Origin of the sequence: Rhizobium laguerreae (assembly GCF_002008165.1) — a bacterium.
Classification (GTDB): Bacteria; Pseudomonadota; Alphaproteobacteria; order Rhizobiales; family Rhizobiaceae; genus Rhizobium; species Rhizobium laguerreae.
On record NZ_MRDM01000014.1, the window covers coordinates 382215 to 400815 of the forward strand.

Genomic DNA, 18601 nt, shown 5'->3' on the forward strand with positions numbered 1-18601 from the left:
GGCCGGGCCTCTCCTTGAAAAATCTGTAAACCTCAGAAGGTCGAGGCACCGCTGCCCCAGGGGCCGTGGTGGAAATCCTTACCATCAAGGCGGTCGAAGCCGTGGGCGCCGAAGAAGTCGCGCTGTGCCTGGATGAGGTTTGCCGTTCCCCTGCCCTGGCGATAGGCGTCGAAATAGGTCAGTGCCGAGGTCAGCGCCGGCACCGGCAGGCCGGCGGCAATCGCGGCACCGACGACACGGCGCAGCGCCGGGACCGATTCCTTGACCATGTCGGAGAAGGCTGGCGTGACGATGAGGTTTGCAGCGTCCGGCGCCTTGGTAAAGGCCGAGGTGATCTCGTCGAGGAACTGCGAGCGGATGATGCAGCCGGCGCGCCAGATCCTGGCGATCGTCGGCATCGGCAGTGACCAGTTGAACTCGCGCGACGCTTCCGCCATCACCGCGAAGCCCTGCGCATAGGCGCCGATCTTGGCGGCAAACAGCGCCAGCTCCAGGTCCTTGTTGAGCTCGGGGCCGTAAGCGATCGGGAAGGACACGGCCTGGGTCCCGAAGATCTTCTCGGCGGCTTCGCGCTGCGATTTCATCGAGGAGAGGCTGCGGGCGGCGACCGCGGCTTCGATCGCCGTTGCTGGAATGCCCATGTTCTGCGCCTCGATCGCCGACCACTTGCCGGTACCCTTCTGGCCGGCCTTGTCGAGGATCATATCGACCATCGGTCCGCCGGAGACCGGATCGGTAGCCGCGAGCACCTTCTCGGAGATTTCGATCAGGTAGGAATTCAGCCGGCCCTTGTTCCATTCGCCGAAGATGCCGGAGATTTCGGAGGCGCTCTTGCCGAGACCGTCGCGCAGGATCCCGTAGATTTCGGCGATCATCTGCATGTCGGCATATTCGATGCCGTTGTGGATGGTCTTGACGAAATGGCCGGCGCCGTCGTTGCCGAGCCAGGCGACGCAAGGCTCGTCATTGTAGCGGGCGGCAATCGAGGTTAGCACCTTCTCGACGCGCTTCCAGGACTCTTCGGTGCCGCCGACCATGATCGACGGGCCGTGGCGCGCACCTTCTTCGCCGCCGGAAACACCCATACCGATGAAGGTCAGATCGGTATTCTTCAGCCGATCGAAGCGGGCGACGGTGTCGCGGAAATTGGCGTTGCCGGCATCGATCATGATGTCGCCCTTGGACAGATGCGGGCGCAGCAGCTCCATTTGCTGGTCGACGGGCTCGCCCGCCTTGATCATGATGATGATCGGACGCGGCGGCCGGATCGCATCGACGAATTCCTCGATGGTCTTGCAGGGAATGATCTGCTTCTTCAGATCGCCGGCGCTTTCGTAGAATTCGTCGGTTTTCTCCGGCGTGCGGTTGAAGACCGCGATTTTATTGCCTTTCTCCGCGATGTTGAGCGCCAGGTTGGAGCCCATGACCGCAAGGCCGATCAGTCCGATTTCTGCCTTTTCCACGACAAACCTCCGATGTGTCATTTGGACCGGTGTTGTGGCACTGTCTCGGTCAAACGGCAAGTCTCACAAGGGTCTAATCGGTTCGCAAAGCCAATGAAATGAGGCTTGCAATATCCCCGCTTGTCCGACAACCCGCCAGCTGCCGCATATTCCGAAGCCGCAAGTTTTTCGCGCGTCCTGCCCGCAATGCCCTATCTCATGTTATCATCAGTGCCTCGGGAGATATCGCATTGGCATCGGGAAAACGAAAAGAGATGGTTCTCCTGGCCGCCCGCGCCGGCCGCTACCGCGAATATGCACCGCCGCCCACGCTGCGGCGCCATTTCAGCCGCCTCTGGTCTCATGCGCTCCATAACGGACCGCCGGCAATGGTGGCGATCGTGCCGGATGGCTATTGCGATGTCCTCTGGATCGACGGCCGGCTGGTCGTCGCCGGCCCCGACAGGACGGCGGCCTTTCCCGTCATCCAGCCGGGCGCGACCGTCACAGGCGCACGTTTTGCGCCCGGCGCTGCAGCACCCTGGCTGAAGACGCCGCTCTCCGAGCTGGTCGGCTGCTCGGTGCCTCTTGCCGACATCGGCCGGAAGGACACTGCCGAATTCGAAGCGCGGCTTGCGAATTGTCCCGACCCATCAGCCGCGATGGCGCTGTTTGGCCGCCTGCTCGAAGGGACCGCGTGCGATGCGGAGGAGCCCGCCCGCGACGCCGCCACGATCTTCGCCGCTGCCGACAGCGGGCGCCCGGCATCCGGCCTGCTCGACCGGCTCGGCATGAGCGAAAGGCAGCTGCGTCGTCGCTGCCACCATCATTTCGGCTACGGCGCAAAGACGCTGGAACGGATCCGTAGATTCCAGCGTTTCCTCGACCTCTGCCGCAAGTCGGGCACGATGCCGCTTGCCCGCCTTGCGCTGGAAGCGGGCTTTGCCGACCAGCCCCACATGACGCGGGAGGTCGGCGAGCTGTCGACGCTGACACCCGCCGTCATTCTCGACCAGCTCGGCGTGCGGAAAAGAGGCGACTGACCGTTTTGTTCAAGACGCTGTCGGCCGGTTTGTTATTCTGACGAAACCAAATGACAGGGACCTGCAAGCCATGACGACAATGCCCGCGAAAATCATCCACCTGTCGATCGAGCGCGACTGGCGCGACGTCTATGAATTCGCGGGCAAGCCGGAGAACATGCCGCTCTGGGCCTCCGGCCTTGCGACCGGCTTAGAGCCGCACGGCGCCGACTGGATCGCCCACGGCGCTCTCGGCCGCGTCAAGGTGAGCTTCGTGCCGGCCAATGAATTCGGCGTGATCGACCATACGGTGACGATCGAGTCCGGCCTAAGGGTCTATAATGCCCTGCGCATCGTGCCGAACGGCGATGGCTGTGAGGTCATGTTCACGCTGCTGCGCCTGCCCGGCATGACCGACGCGCAGTTTTCCGCCGATGCCGCCCATGTCGAGAAAGATCTCGCCATGCTGAAAGCCCTGATGGAGAGATAGATGGCCGAGAAAACAGAAAACAACGACCGCCGCATCGACTATGTCGAATTCAACGTCGCCGACATCGCTGCAGCCAAAGCCTTTTACGGCTCGGCTTTCGGCTGGCGCTTCACCGATTACGGCCCGAATTATTGCGAATTCGACGACGGCCGGCTGAAGGGCGGCTTTACCGATTTCGGACCGGTGCGGACAGGCGGCGGCCCGCTGGTCGTCGTCTATGCCAATGATCTGGAAGAAGTGCTGACCTCAGTCGAAAGAGCTGGCGGCACGATCTGCCGGCCGATCACCGATTTCCCCGGCGGCCGTCGCTTCCACTTCCTCGACCGTGATGGTTACGAGCTCGCCGTCTGGGCGGCCGCTTAGCCAGGCTACCCAAGCCTATTGATCAGGCAGCCTGCGACAGCCGATCGAGATCTTCCATGACGAGCAGGGCGCCGATCACCGTGCCGCCCGCATCGCGCAGCGGCGACATGCGACAGCGCACCTGCCGCGACCCGCCGCTGCCGTCCGAGCGCTCATAGGTATAGTCGATCTGGTCGCCGGCAAAACAGGCGTCGAGCTTGTGCTTGGCGCATTCGGCAAACCGCTCCTCGCCGATAAATTCGGAAAGGTGGCGGCCGATGAGTTCCATCGGCTTCCTGTTGAGATGGGCGCTGTTGGCTGGATTGGAATAGAGGTAGCGATAGTCCCTTGTCAGCACCGCCACGCGATCCGGCAGGCTTTCGAGGATCACCGCGTTGAGGAACTGGCCATTGTCAGTATCAGGCACATAGGCCGGCGGCGGTTCGATGCGCACATCCTGCGGCGACGGCACGCGCCAGTCCGGCCCATGCGCCCCGAAATAGCGGTCGAGCAGATAGGAAAGCACTGACGTGTGCTCCGTGACGCTGGCGCTGTCGTCGGCATCCTGGCTGATCAGGTGGCTCACAAACTGCAGCTGCATGTAGACTTCGAGCAGATTGGCTGCCCGGCAGGCGAGGATTGCCTCGACCAGCGGCTCGACATGACGGTCGAGCGCCGTGACGCGCTGGTCGTCGCCCAGGCGTATGGCTTCCTCGATTTGCACGCAACGCAAAGAAAAAGCTCGAAAAAGCTCCAGCAAGACGCCTCCCAATCCCATTGTGCCAAGAGACGAGTCCGAAACCTCACATGGCTGCATTTCCCAAAAATGCGCCTTCCGGTAGACACTATTCGCGTCTTGGTGGTGACGGGTAACATGAAGTGCCCTCAGTTTCAATCCGAGAGCACCTGCCGCTTTTCACCGCTGATAAATGAGGGTGGACGTTTTTGGAGCATGACGCCGAAAGTGTGAGCAGTTTTAGGACGACGCCACGCTCCAGCTATTTATTTTAGAACATCCCGATCTAAGGCGCGAGCGTCTGCTTGATCTGCCAGCGGTCGTGATACCAGAGCCACTGTTCCGGATATTCCCGCACCCAACTTTCCACCTTGTCGTTGAGCAACTGGGCTGCGGCCGGCAGGTCGAGATTGCCCTTGGCGTCGCGCGGCATGTCCAGGCGCGGCTCGATTTCCAGCCGGTAGCGATTTCCCGGCAGTCGGATGCAGCGCGCCGGATAGACCTCGCAGTCGAACTGGCGCACCAGCTTCGGCAGCAGCGGATTGGTCTTGACGTCGCGCCCGAAGAAGGTGCCCTTCAGCCCCTTTCGGAATTTCTGGTCGACCAGCACGCCCACCCCCTGGCCTGCTTCCAGCTGACGGGCGAGCGCGAAGGACGAACCGGCATGCGAGGGCACCAGCTTGCCCATGCGGGCACTCCGGAAGTCGAACACCTTCTTGGCGACATAAGGATTATTCGGTGGCCGAAAGAGCACGGTGACGGTGAGCCCGAAGGCGGCACCCGCCACCGGCAGCAGCTCAAAATTGGCGGTATGGCCGGTAAAGACGATGAAGGGGCGCGGATTGTCGCGCAGGTCGAGGAAAATCGGGACGCCCGACACCTCCACCCTCCCCGGCTCCGACTTTTCAGGATCATAGTCGAACAGCTGATCGAGGAAGACGTATTCGGCCGCAAGCCGGCCCATATTGCCCCAGCTGGCGAGCGCGATCTCCTCGATCTCGGCCTCGCTTTTCTCGGGAAAGGCGTTGCGCAGATTGGTCAGCATCAGTCTGTGGCGGCTGGTCAGCCGGCCGAGGCGTCGCATCATCCTGTCGGCAAAGCGGATCGCGCCATCGGCCGGAAACAGCTTCAGGAAATTCATGAAGCCGAACATCAGCTGAGCCACCAGCCATTGCTGGAAATTCCTCAGCGCCAGAACGATCCGGGTGATGAACAGCTTCACGCGGTCAATCCATCTTCAGGATGATCTTGCCGAAGATCTGGCGCGATTCGATCCGCTCCAGCGCCCGGTCGATATCACTGAAGCTGACCTCGGTATCGATGACGGGATGGACGAGCCCGCGGCCCATCTTCTGCATCGCATTCGCCATGTTCTCCATGCGGCAGCCGAAGGAACCGAAGAGCTTGAGTTGTTGCTGGAACAGCATCATCAGGTTCATCTCAGTGGAAACACCCGAGGTCGAGCCGCAGGTGACGAGGCGCCCGCCGCGCTTCATGCAGAGCATCGAGCCTGCCCAGGTGTCCTTGCCGACATGTTCGAAAACGACGTCGACGCCCTTCTTCTTGGTGAGCTTGCGCACCACGCCTTCGAAACGGTCGGTGCGGTAGTTGATAACGTGATCGGCGCCGAGCGCCTTGGCCTTTTCGATCTTATCGTCCGAACCGACCGTGGTGATGACGGTGCAGCCGATCTTCTTGGCGAGCTGGATCGCCGCCGTGCCGATGCCGGAGCCGCCGGCATGGACGAGGATCGTCTCGCCCGGCTCAAGCTTGGCATTGTCGAACAACATGTGCTCGACCGTGCCGAAGGTGACCGGAGCAAGCGCCGCGCCGATCGCGTCGACACCGGGAGGGGCCGGTACCAGCAGGCGCGCCGGCAGGTTGACCTTCTCCTGCGCGAAGCCGTCGAGATGGAAGCCGTGCACGCCGGAGACATGTTCGCAGAGATTGTCGCGACCTTCGCGGCAGGGGCGGCAGAGGCCGCAGGTGCGCGCACCGTAGATGGAGACGAGCTGGCCCGGCAGCACGTTGGCGACGCCCGGCCCGATCGCCTCGACGACGCCGGAGGCTTCGGCACCGATGACCAGCGGCATCTTCCGCTTGGCAAACGCCATGCCGCGCCAGCCCCAGACGTCGATATGGTTGAGCGCCACCGCCTTGACGCGCAGCGTCACCTCGCCGGCACCAGGAGCGTCCGGTTCAGGCAGCTCGGTGATCTCAAGCTTGCGGTCATCGATCAGTTGCAAAGCGCGCATGGCAAAATCCCTCGCCTTCAAGACGGTCTTCTTGTTTTGAAATTGTCGCGAACCGCTTAAGCCGGTTCGAGCGCCATGACAAGGCTGGCATTCTGCCCGCCGAAGCCGAAGGAGTTGGAAAGCACCGCTGAAACCTGGGCTTCCCGCTTCTTGTTCGGCACGACATCGAGAACGATCGACGGATCGGGGTTGTTGTAATTGATGGTCGGCGGCAGCGTTCCGGTCAGCATCGTTTGCAGCGAGAACACCGCCTCGACGGCGCCCGCCGCCGTCAGCGTATGGCCGATCATCGACTTGTTCGACGACACGGGAATGCCGACGAGCCGGTCGCCGAACACGGCCGACATCGCGCCATACTCCATCTTGTCGTTCTCCGGCGTCGAGGTGCCGTGCGCATTGATGTAGCCGATGCCACTCTCGTCGATACCGGCATCGGCAAGGGCCGCGCGGATCGTCGCGATTGCCGGGCCGCCATCGGGCGACGACCGGGTGCGGTGGAAGCTGTCGGCCTTGTCGCCGGCGCCCTTCATGATGCCGAGCACCTTGGCGCCGCGGGCAACCGCTGACTCCAGCGATTCCAGTACCAGGGTCGCAGCACCCTCGGCGATAACGAAGCCGTCGCGATCCTTGCTGAACGGCTTGGAAGCCTTGGTCGGCGGATCGTTCTGTGTCGAAAGAGCTGACAGCAACGAGAAGCGGATCAGCGCTTCGGCACTCAGCGATCCGTCGGTCGCGACCGTCAATGCGCGATCCGTGCGGCCTTGGCGGATCGCCTCGATGCCGAGCTGGATCGCCGTGACCCCGGAGGCGCAGGCGGTCGACAGCGTGACGGGAAGGCCGCGGGTGCCGAACCGGTCGGCAAGGCGCTCGGAAATCGCACCGAACAGTGCCGCCTCATGGAAGGCCGGATCCGGACGCTGGCGCAACGCCGTCAGGAAGCGCTCATAGGCATCCCCCGGATGGTCGGAGGCCGGCGAACGGTCGGCAAGCTCGAAACGCGCGCTCCACTCGGGCTCGATCGGCGGGGCGGCGAGGAATAGCGGGCCGTTGAAATCGCCGGAAAGGCCGGCATCGGCAAGCGCCTCGATCGTCGTTTCGCGGGCGAAGGCATAGGAGCGCTCGACGGCGTTCGGCACCGGGATGCCGATAAAATCGACGGTGCCGGCGATCCGCGTCGACAGGCCCTCGGTCGGAAAGCGGTTGATCTCATGGATGCCCGACGTGCCTGACGAAAGCGCTGCCCAGTTATCGCTGAGGCCCTGACCGAGCGAGGTGATGATGCCCATGCCGGTAACAGCTACGATCGGACGGCCGAGGTGATCTCTATAAGCGGAAGCTGTCATATTTCTCACTCCTCACGCATCTGCGGAAAGAACGGCAACGCCCTCGCCGCGCTGGTGTCCGACCGTGGTCACGACGGCGGCCGTGGCCCCTGCCCGCATCGGCGCCTCATGAGCGGCATCGAACGGCGGAACCTTGGCCTTGCCGTCGACGGCAAGGGCTGCAAGCGCTAGACCCAGCGTGAACTGCGTCTCGATCGTATGGCCGGTGACGCCGCCGAAGCCGCGGATCGCAACGTTGGGCAATTGATGTTCGAGCACCGCCCGCTCGCGGGCGGCAAGATCGTGCATGCCGGTCGATCCGGAAAAGATCGCCGTGCTCTCAGTGGCAAGCCCGGCAGCCGGTGCCAAAAGCCGCTCCAGCCGAACTTCGAGATTGCCGGAATTGCGGTTGCCGCGGTCGCCCTCGACCGCGTCGATGACAGCATAGATATGGGCGCCGCGGGCTTCAGCATGTTTGCGCGATTCGAGCACCAGGAAGGCGCCTGCCGAACCAGTGATCATGCCGCCGCCATCGCTCGGCTTGCGCGACCAAAGCGGCACCCAGTCGCCACGCGCATGGGCGCCGATCGCCTCGGTGAGCAGGATCATATCAGGCCGCTCAGCCGCGAAGGCGCCTCCAACAAGTGCATGCGAGGATTCGCCTGATTTGATGCGGTAGAAGGCGGTCTCGACGGCGGATATGCCGGCCGCTTCCTCGCCCATGAAGGTGCGCGACGAACCGGTGACCTTGTGCACGATCGAGATATTGCCGGCGAGCAGGTTGGAAAGCTGGGCGAGGAACAGTGTCGGCCTCAGCTCGGTCGTCAGCTTCTCGTTGAGCAGCAACTCGCGGTCATTGCGCTTCAGCGCTTCGTCGACGATCAGTGTGTCGACATTGATGTCGCGCTCGCCGCCTCCGGCCGCCACGATCATGTCCATCGTGCCGCAGGCCTCGATATCATCCTTGAAACCAGCATCATCGAGCGCAAGGCCGGCGGCGAAGACGCCGATGCGCTGCCAGTTCTCCATCTGGCGCTGATCGCCGCGCTTGGCGATCTGCTGCGACCAGTCGATCTCAGGCAGCGGGTGCACCGGATAGGGCTTGAACTTCTCGGTCTCGATGATCGCCTTCGGGGTGCTCGCGGCCGAAAGCAGCGCGATATGCGCGTCCTTGCCAACGCCCTGACAGGTGACGATGCCGATGCCCGAGATGACGACGTCGTTTGCAGCCTTGCTCATCCAATCACTCCCTGCGCCGCGATCGCTTCGAGAAGCCCGATTTCGCCGGCACGTTTCTTCACGATATCGCCGAGCGGTACCTCGGAAAACGGCATGGTGCGCAGTTTCAGCTGCGCATCGCAGACCTTCTTGCCAGCGCTGGTGATTTTAGCCTTGGTAACTGCGAAACCCGAACCGTCATGCTCCAGCACCGCCTCGATGTCGAGCACAGCTTCCGGTTCGACGAAGGTGCGCATCTTGGCGCCGTCGACCATCATCAGGAAGGGCATAGCGGCAAAATTGGTGACGGCAAGCACCAGCATGCCGGAGGCCTGGGCCATGGTCTCGATCAGGAGCACGCCGGGAACGAGCGGCATGCCGGGAAAATGACCCTCGAAGACGGGGCTCTTGGCCGGCACGACGGATCGCGCCTTAAGCGTACCCTTCTTCAGGTCGACCGCTTCGACGCGGTCAATCATCTGGAAATATTCCAGCAGCATTCGGATCCTCCGGCCCGACAGGCCAGATCTGCCCGCCGGTGACGCCTAAAGCGCGTCTGGTTCGCACTTTAGGTCTTTGTTTTTATGCATGCCGTTATCCCAAAACCGCTGCGCACTTTTGGGCGGCATGCACTAGTTAGGAACGAAACCGCCCGGCCGCCATATTCAGGGCGGCAGGGCGTTCAAAAAAGACTGTTATATCGCTCAGGCCTTGGCTGCTTTGAGCTCGTCGATCTTGGCGCAGAGGTTCTTCAGCACGAAGTATTCTTCGGTGGAAACCTTGCCTTCGTTGACTTCCTGCGTCCACTTTTCGAGCGGGATCTTGATGCCGAATTCCTTGTCGATCGCAAAGACGATGTCGAGGAAATCGAGGCTGTCGATACCGAGGTCGTCGATCGTATGGCTCTCCGGCGTGATCGTCGCGCGGTCGATCTCGCTGGTTTCTGCAATAATGTCGGCAACTTTATCGAATGTAGCGGTCACGCGCTGTACCTCATGAAATGACAATTTAAACCCCTCATAGGCAAATCCTTTTCAAAAGCCAATGCTTTCGTCCCGGCGTTGCGGCAATTTGCCAGCTGGGTGTTGCCTAAACAGCAATGGAATGCCGGCCTTTGCCGTCACCCGGGGCGCAAGGCGATGCCGTAGCTGAAAGTTCGCCCGGCCGGCGGGGCGAAGAAGCCGTCCGAATCAAACCCGCGGACGGCCTCGTGTCGACGCTGGCGCTTTCCAACAACAGCCATGGCACGGAAACTTTGATCTGGATCAAATCGCAATCCCGGCGAAATTGATAATCATCAAGCCGCGCTGGAAGAAATCGGGATAGCCGAACCCGCAATCGCGGCGTAATCGTCTAGGGTATGCCGAGCATGCCCGGCATGCGCAGCGACACCCGGCACACGCGGATTTCGAAGGGATCAGGACATGGACATCGCAAGCAGTGAGGTTTCCGACGCCGGCACTCTCGTCGCCTGCCGTTCCTGCCAGGCGCGGCACGGTGTCGTCTGCGGCGCGCTGTCGAGCAGCCAGCTCCGCGAACTCGGCCGCCACTCGCTGCGCCGCAAGGTCGATGCCGGCAGCGAGATCATCGCTCAAGGCGCGGAAAGTTCTTTCTATTCGAACATCATGCGCGGGGTGGTGAAACTCTGCAAGGTAATGCCGGACGGGCGCCAGCAGATCGTCGGCCTGCAATTCGCCCCCGATTTCGTCGGCAGGCCCTTCGTGCGCGAAAGCACGCTGTCGGCAGAGGCTGCGACCGATTCCGAAATCTGCGTCTTCCCGCGCAACCTGCTCGATCGCATGATATCGGGGACGCCGGAACTGCAGCGCAGCCTGCACGATCAGGCGCTGAAGGAGCTGGATGCCGCGCGCGAATGGATGCTGACGCTCGGCCGGCGCACCGCCGAGGAGAAGGTCGCAAGCCTGCTCCACCTCATCGCCACCCACGCCGAACCGCAAACGGCCACAAGCACCGCCTTCGACCTGCCGCTAACCCGCGCCGAGATCGCCGATTTCCTCGGGCTGACGATCGAAACCGTCAGCCGCCAGATGACCAGGCTGCGCAAGAGCGGCGTCATTCGCATCGAGAATTTCCGACATATCATCGTCCCCGACATGGATGAACTGGAGCGGATGATCAGCGCATAAAACGGGCTCAGCGCGGCGCATAACCCGTTGGGTTAGCGCGTAATGACCACGCGGGTATTGGCAAGGCCGGCCTGCCGCGTCAGCGAGAAGAATTGGGCGGCATTGTCGGGGTGCAGGCGAACGCAGCCATGCGAAGCCGGCCGGCCCAAGCGCTTCAGGTCGAAAGTCGCGTGAACGGCGTAACCGCCGTTGAAGAATACGGCGAAGGGCATCGGTGCATTGTCGTATTTCCTGGAGCGGTGATCGCGTGACAGCCACTTGGCGCGCCACGAACCGGTTGGCGTGACATAGCCATTGCGCGCGGTCGAAACCTTCCAGCGATATTTGACGAAGCCGTTCTCGGAAACGGTCATCGTCTGCTTGCCGATGCTGATATTGGCGACCAGCGTTGCTGCCTGAGCAGCAACAGGAGAAAACTGCAGCAATAAACTTGCGGCCGCAGCCGCCAAAATCGTCTTCATCATGACCCCTCTTCGAACTCGCGCAGCTTAGTTGCGCCCTCACGAAAGAGAGACTACGGCAATACTTATTAGATTGCTTTAATCCGAATGGTAATCACAATTTTAACGGCGCATGGCAACAAGCGGATGCGCCGCAGGCTTACTGAAGCTTGCGCTTCGCCCCAGCCCGATTGAGCTGCTGGTACGCCTTGTTCATCTTCTCGCGGATCGAGGCCATGGTGCCGAGATTATGGCCGCAGGCGGCACAGGTGATGATGTCGGTCTCCCGGATCTCGGGACGCTCGAACTTCATCTTGGTGCTCTTGCACTTCGGGCACGGTAATTCAACCTGAACTGTCATCGCTCTGCTTCCGGTCTGGTGGAGGTGGGAGGCGTTTCGCATAAACGTTTGAGTGGGAGCTGTCTACCGAGGCGTGGTCGTACCATCCCGCCTCTACAGAAAACACAAGAAAAGCCCGAACGTCACACCGGCGAGCACCATGCAGCTGGCGTAGAACACCGATACGCCGTCCTCGATGTCGCCTGAGGTCGCCACGTCGCGGCCGGTGTCGTTGATCATCGGCTCGGCCACGATGACGCCGCCATAGATGCGCGGCCCGGCGAGCTGGACGTTCAGCGCACCCGCCATTGCCGCCTCCGGCCGGCCGGAATTCGGCGAGCGGTGCAAGGCCCCGTCGCGCATTGCCACGCGGATCGCCTCACGACCGGCGCTTGTTCCCCGCCGGATCCAGGCGCCGGCGGCAATCAGCAGGATGGAGAGCCGGGCTGCTGGCCAATTGGCGATATCGTCGAGCCGGGCGGCCGCCCAGCCGAAGTCGATGTATTTTTCCGACTTGTGGCCGATCATCGAATCCGCCGTGTTCAGCATCTTGTAGGCGAAGAGCCCTGGCAGGCCGAAGGCGGCATACCAGAGCGCCGGCGCCACGACGCCGTCGGAGAAATTCTCGGCAAGGCTTTCGATCGCCGCGCGGCAGACGGCTGGCTCATCCAGCGTCTGGGGATCGCGTCCGACGATGCGGGAAACGGCGGTCCGCCCGCCGGCAAGCCCCTCGTCGCGTAAGGCGACGGCGACAGCCGCGACATGATCGGCAAGGCTTTTCTGCGCCAAGAAGATCGCCACCAGCCCGGTCTCCAGCAAGATGCCGACAAGGCCGAACAGCGCGAAGAACCGGTTGAACACGAAGCCTGCGGCCACCGCCAAAAGAAGCAGCGCCATGATGGCGGCGGTACCGTTCATTCGGCGTTGCGAGCCCGTGAGGCTTGCTGGGTTGAGCTGCCGGTCGGCATAGGAGATCGCCGCGCCGAACATGACGACGGGATGCGGCATCCGCGACCACAGCCATTGCGGATCGCCGGCGATCCGGTCGAGCAGCAGGGCCAGAAGCAGTACGAGAAGGTTTTCGTCGATCGTCATCGCTCAAATCTCTGAAGGGCTTCGCCAAGCCGCCTGTCTGCCGCCGGATCGGGCGTCAGCCCGAAACGCAGCCAATCCGGCGCATAGTCGAACTTGCGGACGAGAATATGATGGCGGCAGAGATGCGTGTAAATGTCGCCGGCCCTCGGATCGGCGACAAGGGTGAAGAGCGCCGTCCCTCCCGAGATTTGCAACCCGGAGCCCTTCAGCACCGCATGCAGGCCGGCGTTGCGCTCATCGATGCGGCCGCGGATCGGAGAGACATCCGAGCGCAGCAGCGAACCTGCAATCGAAAGAGCCGGGCCGGAGACTGCCCAGGGACCGAGCCAGTCCTCGAAACGCTCGAGAATATCATCCCGCGCAATGGCAAAACCGAGCCGCAGGCCGGCAAGTCCGAAGAACTTGCCGAAAGAGCGGAAGATGATGAGGTTCGGAAGCCGCGGCGCCCGGAATGCGAGGCTGAGCGCCGGATCGGTATCACCGAAGGCCTCGTCGACGACAAGAAACCCGTTTGCCGATTTCATTTTATCGTGCAGGGCAATCAGCGTTTCGGTCGGCCATATCAACCCATCGGGGTTGTTCGGATTGACGACGACAGCCAGCCGATGTCCGGCTCCGATCGCGGCAATATCGTCGATCGCATCAACGGCAAAACCGGCCGAGGCGAAGGCGCGCGCATACTCGCCATAGGTCGGCGATACCACGGCAACCTTGTTGTCCGTCACGGCAACCTTGTTGTCCGTCACAGCGACCCTGTTGTCCGTGACGCCAACCAGCCTACCCGCCTCGACGAGGTGCGGCAGAAGCTGGATCACCGATTGCGTGCCGGGCACGGGGAGCGGTAGGATCTCGCCGCTGCCATAGTGATCGCGCGCCGCACGCCTCGCCTCGTCGACGAGGTGCCTATCCGGCAGGCGGTGCCAGGCTCGCGCCGGAATGTCAGGCAGGGCGACAGGGCACGGATTGATGCCCGTGGAAAGATCGAGCCAGTCGTCCGGCCTGCCGCCGAAGGTAGCGGCAGCCGCGGTGATGCCGCCACCATGGACGATCGGTGCGCTCATGCAGCCGTTGCTCCGGCTAGATCGATCAGATGCATGTACGACCCCGCCACCTGCCCGCACCGGAGCCCGGCTGCACCCAGATCGGTCCCGAGCGCATCCTGCACCTGGAAAAGCCGTTTGCCCTCGCCCTCGGAGACGACGCTGGAATAGTGGAATTCATGGGCCGTCATGATCCGCGCGAAGAAGGCGCCGTCGAGCGGCACGACACGGCGATAGCCGAGATGGCGCTTGCGCTCGGCATAGCTGGTGACAACGGGCAGCAGGCCGAGCATCTGATGGCGCTTGCCCTCCGTATCGATCAGCCCGTCGCCGAGCACCATATAGCCGCCGCACTCGCCGTAAATCCTGGCGCCGCGCGCCGTCGCGTCGAGCATGCCGGCGCGGAAATTCTGCGCCTCTGCGAGCCGTCCGGCGTGCAGCTCAGGATAACCACCAGGCAGATAGATCGCATCGGCATCGGTAGCTGGTGCCTCGTCGCTAAGCGGAGAGAAGAAGGAGATCGCAGCACCCCGGCGGCGCCAGCCGAGCAGCATATGCTCGTAGGAAAAGGCAAAGGCGATATCGCGCGCCACGGCGATGCGTGCGCCCAGCGGCGGCAACCGGTCGATATTGGCGGCCGACGGCCGGTTGAGCCCTTGCTTTGCAATGCGTAGCAGAAATTCGAAATTGCATTCCTCGGAGACCGCGTCCGCCGCATGGTCGATGAAATTATCGAGGGTTGCATGTTCGCCGGCCTGGACGAGGCCGAGATGGCGCTCCGGCAGGGAAAGCCCTTTGTCGCTGCCGATCACGGCGATGACAGGCATGCGGATAGCCTCCAGCGCCTGTCGCAGCATCGCTTCGTGCCGGTCACTGCCGACCTTGTTGAGAATGACGCCGGCAACGCGGACATCGGCGCGGAAGCCGGCAAACCCGGTAACCAGCGGCGCCACCGACTGCGACATGCGCGAGGCGTCGACGACGAGCACCACGGAAAGCCCCAGCTGGGCGGCGAGATCGGCCGCCGTTCCCTTTCCGTCGGTCGCGCCGTCGAAAAGCCCCATCATCGCCTCGATGACGAGGATGCGGTCGCCGGAACGGTGAAGGGCGGCATTGGCCGAGATCAGCTCTGGGCGCATCGCCCAGGGATCGAAATTCAGGCAAAGCGTGCCGCTTGCCGCCGCATGGAAGGCGGGATCGATATAGTCAGGGCCGGCCTTGCCGGGCGCGACCGCAATGCCGCGCCGGCGGAGCGCTCGGAGCAGCCCGAGCGTCACCGTCGTCTTGCCGGCGCCGGAGGAAGGTGCTGCGATCAGGAGGCCGCTCATGCCCGCACCTTGCCGGACGGGCGGAACGGATCGGGCTGCAATCGCCGTCCTGCGAGTGCACCGAGCCAATCGAGCGAGGCCCTGAGCCGCACCACCTCGCCGACGACGACCACCGCTGGCGGCTCCAGCCCGGAGGCGGCAACAGCCTCGGTCGCCTCTCCGAGCGTCGTTTCCAACACCAGCTGCCGGCCGGTGGCGGCATTGCAGACGAAGGCGACGGGCTCGGAAGACAGCCGGCCTGCGGCGATCAGGCGGGCGCTGATCTCGGCGATATGCTTCATCGCCATGTACATGACGATGACGGGCGAGCCTCGGCCGATCGCCTCCCAGTTGATTCTGTCGGGCACGATGCCCGAGGAATCATGGCCGGTGAGGAAGGTCACGGCATGGTTGATGTCGCGATGCGTCACCGGAATGCCGGCATAGGCGAGCCCACCAATACCGGCGGTGATGCCGGGCACGATGCGGAAGGGGATATTGTGTTCGACCAGCGTCAACGCCTCCTCACCGCCGCGCCCGAACACGAAGGGATCACCGCCCTTCAGCCGCAGCACCCGCTTGCCGGCGCGCGCAAGCTCCACCAGCCGCAACGAAATGTCGCGCTGTTTCGCCGAAGGCTTGCCGCCGCGCTTGCCGGCATATTCCACCAGCGTTTCCGGCCGCGCGAGCGCCAGGCATTCCTCATTGACCAGCGCATCGTGCACGATAACGTCGGCCTCGAAAAGCCCCTTGGCGGCGAGTAGCGTCAAAAGCCCGGGATCGCCGGGACCGGCGCCGACGAGCCAGACGTTGCCCGGCTCAAGCACCGGAAGATGGGAGAATGCGGCATCGATCATGTTGCTGATCTAGGCCCCGCAAAGGGCAAGGTCAACGCCGCGCCCATCACCTCACTTGAAGTTGCTGAGATGATCGTGACTCACTTTATGAAGCGTCGGATTCAAATCCTCGGACAACCCGCACAACGCAATGAATATATTGGAATATATCCCGAAGGCCGGCAGCATCGCGGCCGGCCCTTCAAGCTTGTCAGGCTGCAAGCAGTGTATTGCGAATGAGGTCGAGGACCCTCTCCGACTCGATGCCGGTGCAGACTACCTGGCTCGGCAAGCCATCCCAGGCGCCATTAGGTGGAAAATGCCGCCCGTCTCGCCTGACGATCGTCTGGCCATCGGCGATGCCGCCGCAGACGACACGCACCGCACCCGATATCGATGAGAACAGCTCCGGCGCCACGGCATAGACGCAGGCGCAGCTGTCATGCACCATCATGCCGTCTTCGACCGCATGCTTGTAGAAATCGATGTAGGACTGCGAGAGTGCGTCGAGCTGCTTGACCGCCTTGTCACCCCTAGCTGCCATTTCGCCGAGATAGCTGCGGCTCATCGTGGTGATTGCGGTGACGTCGAGGCCGATGACGGCCACCTTCCACGGCGCGGTCATGACGATGTCGGCGGCCTCGGGATCACCGTGGATATTGGCCTCGGCGACCGGCGAGACATTGCCCGGCACATAGAAATTGCCGCCCATGATGACGACGTCCTTCGCCAGCGTCGCAATCTCGGGGTCTTCCTTCAGCGCCAGCGCCAGATTGGTCATCCGCCCGACGGCAACGAGGCGTACCTCGCCCGGATGGGCGCGCACCGTGTCGATGATAAAGCGATGCGCCGGGCGCGGATCGAGCGGCAGGTCGATCGTCTCCGGTACGTCGATATCGCCGAGGCCGTTATCGCCATGCACCATGGCCGGCCATGGCCGCTCCGCGCGCGAGGAATCGATGGTGACGCTGGCGCCTTTGGAAACGGGTGCCGGAATATTCCATTCGCGCTTGAGGAAAAGCGCATTGCGCGTCGTCGTCTCGACCGAGGCATTACCGAAAACCGTGGTGATGCCGAGAAGCTCGATCTCGGGATGACGATGCAGGAAGAGAAGCGCCATGGCGTCGTCGACGCCAGGGTCGGTGTCATAAATGACCTTGTGCATGAGATATCCTCTAGATGTGAACCGTGAGGCTGCCGGACGGCGCCGCGAATTGGCGCCAACATAACGCCGATCAGGCTTTCTGCAACCCGCTGCGGGCGACTGCCGCCGTCGCATGTGCAGATTTGATCTTGGCGACAGCAAGCTCGGCATCCGGCCCCGCCGCAGCCAGCGCCGCACCCTCGGCGACGCCATGGCAGCCGACGCGGGCAAAGACGATTTCCGACGGATTCGCCAGCCGCGGCGTCTCCTCCTCCAGCCGCAGCGCGCCGAAGAACACGGCAGGCACGGAAAAATGCGCGGCAACGGCAAGGATCGCCGGCTCCAGTCTTCGGCTGTCGATCGAGGCAATGGCTGTGAGTTCCGCCGCGCCGATAGCGGCCGCGTCGAGCGCCTCGATCGCAAGCGCCAGCATCTCGGCAGGCGGCGTGCCGCGCTCGCAGCCGAGGCCGAGCACGTGGCGCCTCGCCGTATCGAAAGAGATATCACTCATGGAAACCGTCAAATACGCCCTGCCCATGTCTTTGCAGCCATTGCAGCTTGGGGCGGCAAATGCAACAAGGCCGTCCGAAATCCCTGCCCGGAATACCATCTTGCCCGATATCACCTTCCATCTGCTTCTGCTGCTCTGCGCGGCGGCTTTCTTTGCCGGGTTCGTCGATTCCATTGCCGGCGGCGGCGGCCTCATCACCGTCCCCGTCATGCTGATCGCAGGTTTTCCGCCGCTCCAGACCCTCGGCACCAACAAGGTGCAGTCCCTCTTCGGCGCGGCCTCGGCCACGATCGCTTATGCCCGCAAGGGCCATGTGCAGCTTGCGGAACAATTGCCGATGGCGCTGATGGCTGTCATGGGCGGTTCGCTCGGCGCGGCACTCGCCACGATCGTTCCAGGCCAGGTGCTGCAGGCCATCATGCCGGTGCTCCTGGTGGCGATCGCCATCTTCTTCGCCGTCAAGCCGAACCTCAACGACCTCGACACCCACCGCCGCATGACCCCCTTTACCTTCGGCCTGACCCTGGTGCCCGTCATCGGCTTCTATGATGGCGTCTTCGGCCCTGGCACGGGCTCCTTCTTCATGCTGACCTTCGTCACGCTCGCCGGCCTCGGCATGCTGAAGGCGACGGCCCACACCAAGCTTCTCAATCTCGGCTCGAATTTCGGCGCGCTGATCGTCTTCGCGAGCTTCGGCGCGATACTCTGGAAGATCGGCCTGTTGATGGGTGCTTGCCAGTTCCTCGGCGCGCAGCTTGGCTCGCGGCTGGCCATGCGCATCGGCGCAAAGCTCATCAAGCCGCTGCTCGTGATCGTCTGCGTCGCCCTTGCAGTAAAGCTGCTCGCCGATCCGGCAAATCCGCTGCGTGTCTGGCTCGGCGTCTGACTCGACCCCTCGACCATCTTCCATTACC

At 62.9% G+C, this 18601-nt stretch carries 21 protein-coding genes; 5 read left to right on the plus strand and 16 right to left on the minus strand.

Going from position 1 to position 18601, the window contains the following annotated elements; genetic code table 11:
* Positions 1-32 precede the first annotated feature (32 nt).
* On the minus strand, positions 33-1484 hold the full coding sequence (gene gndA / locus BS630_RS17610) for an NADP-dependent phosphogluconate dehydrogenase (RefSeq protein ID WP_018493030.1): 1452 nt from the start codon (positions 1482-1484) through the stop codon (positions 33-35).
* A gap of 209 nt (positions 1485-1693) precedes the next feature.
* Between gndA and BS630_RS17615 the strand changes: the two genes are divergently transcribed.
* The 3 genes from BS630_RS17615 to BS630_RS17625 all read left to right on the plus strand — a co-directional run bounded on the left by BS630_RS17615 (position 1694) and on the right by BS630_RS17625 (position 3317).
* On the plus strand, positions 1694-2485 hold the full coding sequence (locus tag BS630_RS17615) for a helix-turn-helix domain-containing protein (protein WP_077978416.1): 792 nt from the start codon (positions 1694-1696) through the stop codon (positions 2483-2485).
* Between the two features lie 70 nt (positions 2486-2555).
* Positions 2556-2954, plus strand: a complete 399-nt coding sequence (locus BS630_RS17620) for a polyketide cyclase (protein WP_077978417.1) — start codon at positions 2556-2558, stop codon at positions 2952-2954.
* On the plus strand, positions 2955-3317 hold the full coding sequence (locus BS630_RS17625; protein WP_025394906.1) for a VOC family protein: 363 nt from the start codon (positions 2955-2957) through the stop codon (positions 3315-3317).
* A gap of 22 nt (positions 3318-3339) precedes the next feature.
* On the opposite strand, the gene BS630_RS17630 is transcribed toward BS630_RS17625, so the two are convergent.
* From BS630_RS17630 to BS630_RS17660, 7 genes are all read right to left on the minus strand, one after another.
* Complete coding sequence (locus tag BS630_RS17630) at positions 3340-4056, minus strand: PAS domain-containing protein (protein WP_017960823.1); 717 nt, start codon at positions 4054-4056, stop codon at positions 3340-3342.
* Positions 4057-4318: 262 nt separating this feature from the next.
* Positions 4319-5254: a lipid A biosynthesis lauroyl acyltransferase gene (locus BS630_RS17635; RefSeq protein WP_017988604.1), complete on the minus strand. Its 936-nt coding sequence runs from the start codon at positions 5252-5254 to the stop codon at positions 4319-4321.
* A 4-nt stretch (positions 5255-5258) separates the two neighbouring features.
* Positions 5259-6287 carry a zinc-binding dehydrogenase gene (locus tag BS630_RS17640; RefSeq protein WP_077979215.1) on the minus strand — a complete coding sequence of 343 codons (1029 nt, stop codon included), beginning with the start codon at positions 6285-6287 and terminating at the stop codon, positions 5259-5261.
* Positions 6288-6343: 56 nt separating this feature from the next.
* Entirely contained in the window at positions 6344-7630 is a 1287-nt protein-coding gene (locus BS630_RS17645) for a beta-ketoacyl-ACP synthase (RefSeq protein WP_003540471.1), read from the minus strand.
* Positions 7631-7642: 12 nt separating this feature from the next.
* Positions 7643-8848: a beta-ketoacyl-ACP synthase gene (locus tag BS630_RS17650; protein ID WP_077978418.1), complete on the minus strand. Its 1206-nt coding sequence runs from the start codon at positions 8846-8848 to the stop codon at positions 7643-7645.
* The gene (locus tag BS630_RS17655) at positions 8845-9327 is read right to left on the minus strand and encodes an ApeI family dehydratase (RefSeq protein ID WP_077978419.1); all 483 of its coding nucleotides are present in this window, start codon (positions 9325-9327) and stop codon (positions 8845-8847) included. Before BS630_RS17655 ends, BS630_RS17650 begins: the two co-directional genes overlap by 4 nt.
* 204 nt (positions 9328-9531) lie before the next feature.
* Positions 9532-9810 (minus strand): acyl carrier protein, encoded by a 279-nt coding sequence (locus BS630_RS17660; RefSeq protein WP_003540486.1) that lies wholly within the window; start codon positions 9808-9810, stop codon positions 9532-9534.
* A gap of 441 nt (positions 9811-10251) precedes the next feature.
* On the opposite strand from BS630_RS17660, the gene BS630_RS17670 reads away from it, so the two are divergent.
* Positions 10252-10974 carry a Crp/Fnr family transcriptional regulator gene (locus BS630_RS17670; protein WP_077978421.1) on the plus strand — a complete coding sequence of 241 codons (723 nt, stop codon included), beginning with the start codon at positions 10252-10254 and terminating at the stop codon, positions 10972-10974.
* Positions 10975-11006: 32 nt separating this feature from the next.
* On the opposite strand, the gene BS630_RS17675 is transcribed toward BS630_RS17670, so the two are convergent.
* From BS630_RS17675 to BS630_RS17710, 8 genes are all read right to left on the minus strand, one after another.
* Positions 11007-11438, minus strand: a complete 432-nt coding sequence (locus BS630_RS17675; RefSeq protein ID WP_027668416.1) for a L,D-transpeptidase — start codon at positions 11436-11438, stop codon at positions 11007-11009.
* 136 nt (positions 11439-11574) lie between these two features.
* Positions 11575-11775, minus strand: coding sequence for an ECs_2282 family putative zinc-binding protein (locus BS630_RS17680; RefSeq protein WP_027668415.1), 201 nt, complete (start codon positions 11773-11775; stop codon positions 11575-11577).
* A gap of 93 nt (positions 11776-11868) precedes the next feature.
* Entirely contained in the window at positions 11869-12849 is a 981-nt protein-coding gene (cbiB, locus tag BS630_RS17685) for an adenosylcobinamide-phosphate synthase CbiB (RefSeq protein WP_077978422.1), read from the minus strand.
* Positions 12846-13910 (minus strand): threonine-phosphate decarboxylase, encoded by a 1065-nt coding sequence (locus BS630_RS17690; RefSeq protein ID WP_077978423.1) that lies wholly within the window; start codon positions 13908-13910, stop codon positions 12846-12848. The genes cbiB and BS630_RS17690 overlap by 4 nt, the downstream gene beginning before the upstream one ends.
* Complete coding sequence (locus BS630_RS17695; protein WP_077978424.1) at positions 13907-15217, minus strand: cobyrinic acid a,c-diamide synthase CobB; 1311 nt, start codon at positions 15215-15217, stop codon at positions 13907-13909. The genes BS630_RS17690 and BS630_RS17695 overlap by 4 nt, the downstream gene beginning before the upstream one ends.
* Complete coding sequence (cobA, locus tag BS630_RS17700) at positions 15214-16053, minus strand: uroporphyrinogen-III C-methyltransferase (protein ID WP_077978425.1); 840 nt, start codon at positions 16051-16053, stop codon at positions 15214-15216. The genes BS630_RS17695 and cobA overlap by 4 nt, the downstream gene beginning before the upstream one ends.
* Positions 16054-16243: 190 nt before the next feature.
* On the minus strand, positions 16244-17197 hold the full coding sequence (locus tag BS630_RS17705) for a nucleoside hydrolase (RefSeq protein WP_077978426.1): 954 nt from the start codon (positions 17195-17197) through the stop codon (positions 16244-16246).
* A 70-nt stretch (positions 17198-17267) separates the two neighbouring features.
* Positions 17268-17687, minus strand: coding sequence for a cobalamin biosynthesis protein (locus BS630_RS17710; protein ID WP_077978427.1), 420 nt, complete (start codon positions 17685-17687; stop codon positions 17268-17270).
* Positions 17688-17787: 100 nt separating this feature from the next.
* Between BS630_RS17710 and BS630_RS17715 the strand changes: the two genes are divergently transcribed.
* Positions 17788-18573, plus strand: coding sequence for a TSUP family transporter (locus BS630_RS17715; protein WP_077979216.1), 786 nt, complete (start codon positions 17788-17790; stop codon positions 18571-18573).
* Positions 18574-18601: the final 28 nt, after the last annotated feature.

Coding starts and splice junctions, on each gene's coding strand:
- BS630_RS17645 (WP_003540471.1), bottom strand. CDS start 7,630: ATGACAGCTTCCGCTTATAGAGATCACCTCGGCCGTCCGATCGTAGCT.
- gndA (WP_018493030.1), bottom strand. CDS start 1,484: ATGACACATCGGAGGTTTGTCGTGGAAAAGGCAGAAATCGGACTGATC.
- BS630_RS17710 (WP_077978427.1), bottom strand. CDS start 17,687: ATGAGTGATATCTCTTTCGATACGGCGAGGCGCCACGTGCTCGGCCTC.
- BS630_RS17625 (WP_025394906.1), top strand. CDS start 2,955: ATGGCCGAGAAAACAGAAAACAACGACCGCCGCATCGACTATGTCGAA.
- BS630_RS17680 (WP_027668415.1), bottom strand. CDS start 11,775: ATGACAGTTCAGGTTGAATTACCGTGCCCGAAGTGCAAGAGCACCAAG.
- cbiB (WP_077978422.1), bottom strand. CDS start 12,849: ATGACGATCGACGAAAACCTTCTCGTACTGCTTCTGGCCCTGCTGCTC.
- BS630_RS17620 (WP_077978417.1), top strand. CDS start 2,556: ATGACGACAATGCCCGCGAAAATCATCCACCTGTCGATCGAGCGCGAC.
- BS630_RS17695 (WP_077978424.1), bottom strand. CDS start 15,217: ATGAGCGGCCTCCTGATCGCAGCACCTTCCTCCGGCGCCGGCAAGACG.
- BS630_RS17650 (WP_077978418.1), bottom strand. CDS start 8,848: ATGAGCAAGGCTGCAAACGACGTCGTCATCTCGGGCATCGGCATCGTC.
- BS630_RS17705 (WP_077978426.1), bottom strand. CDS start 17,197: ATGCACAAGGTCATTTATGACACCGACCCTGGCGTCGACGACGCCATG.
- BS630_RS17670 (WP_077978421.1), top strand. CDS start 10,252: ATGGACATCGCAAGCAGTGAGGTTTCCGACGCCGGCACTCTCGTCGCC.
- BS630_RS17690 (WP_077978423.1), bottom strand. CDS start 13,910: ATGAGCGCACCGATCGTCCATGGTGGCGGCATCACCGCGGCTGCCGCT.
- BS630_RS17655 (WP_077978419.1), bottom strand. CDS start 9,327: ATGCTGCTGGAATATTTCCAGATGATTGACCGCGTCGAAGCGGTCGAC.
- BS630_RS17640 (WP_077979215.1), bottom strand. CDS start 6,287: ATGCGCGCTTTGCAACTGATCGATGACCGCAAGCTTGAGATCACCGAG.
- cobA (WP_077978425.1), bottom strand. CDS start 16,053: ATGATCGATGCCGCATTCTCCCATCTTCCGGTGCTTGAGCCGGGCAAC.
- BS630_RS17675 (WP_027668416.1), bottom strand. CDS start 11,438: ATGATGAAGACGATTTTGGCGGCTGCGGCCGCAAGTTTATTGCTGCAG.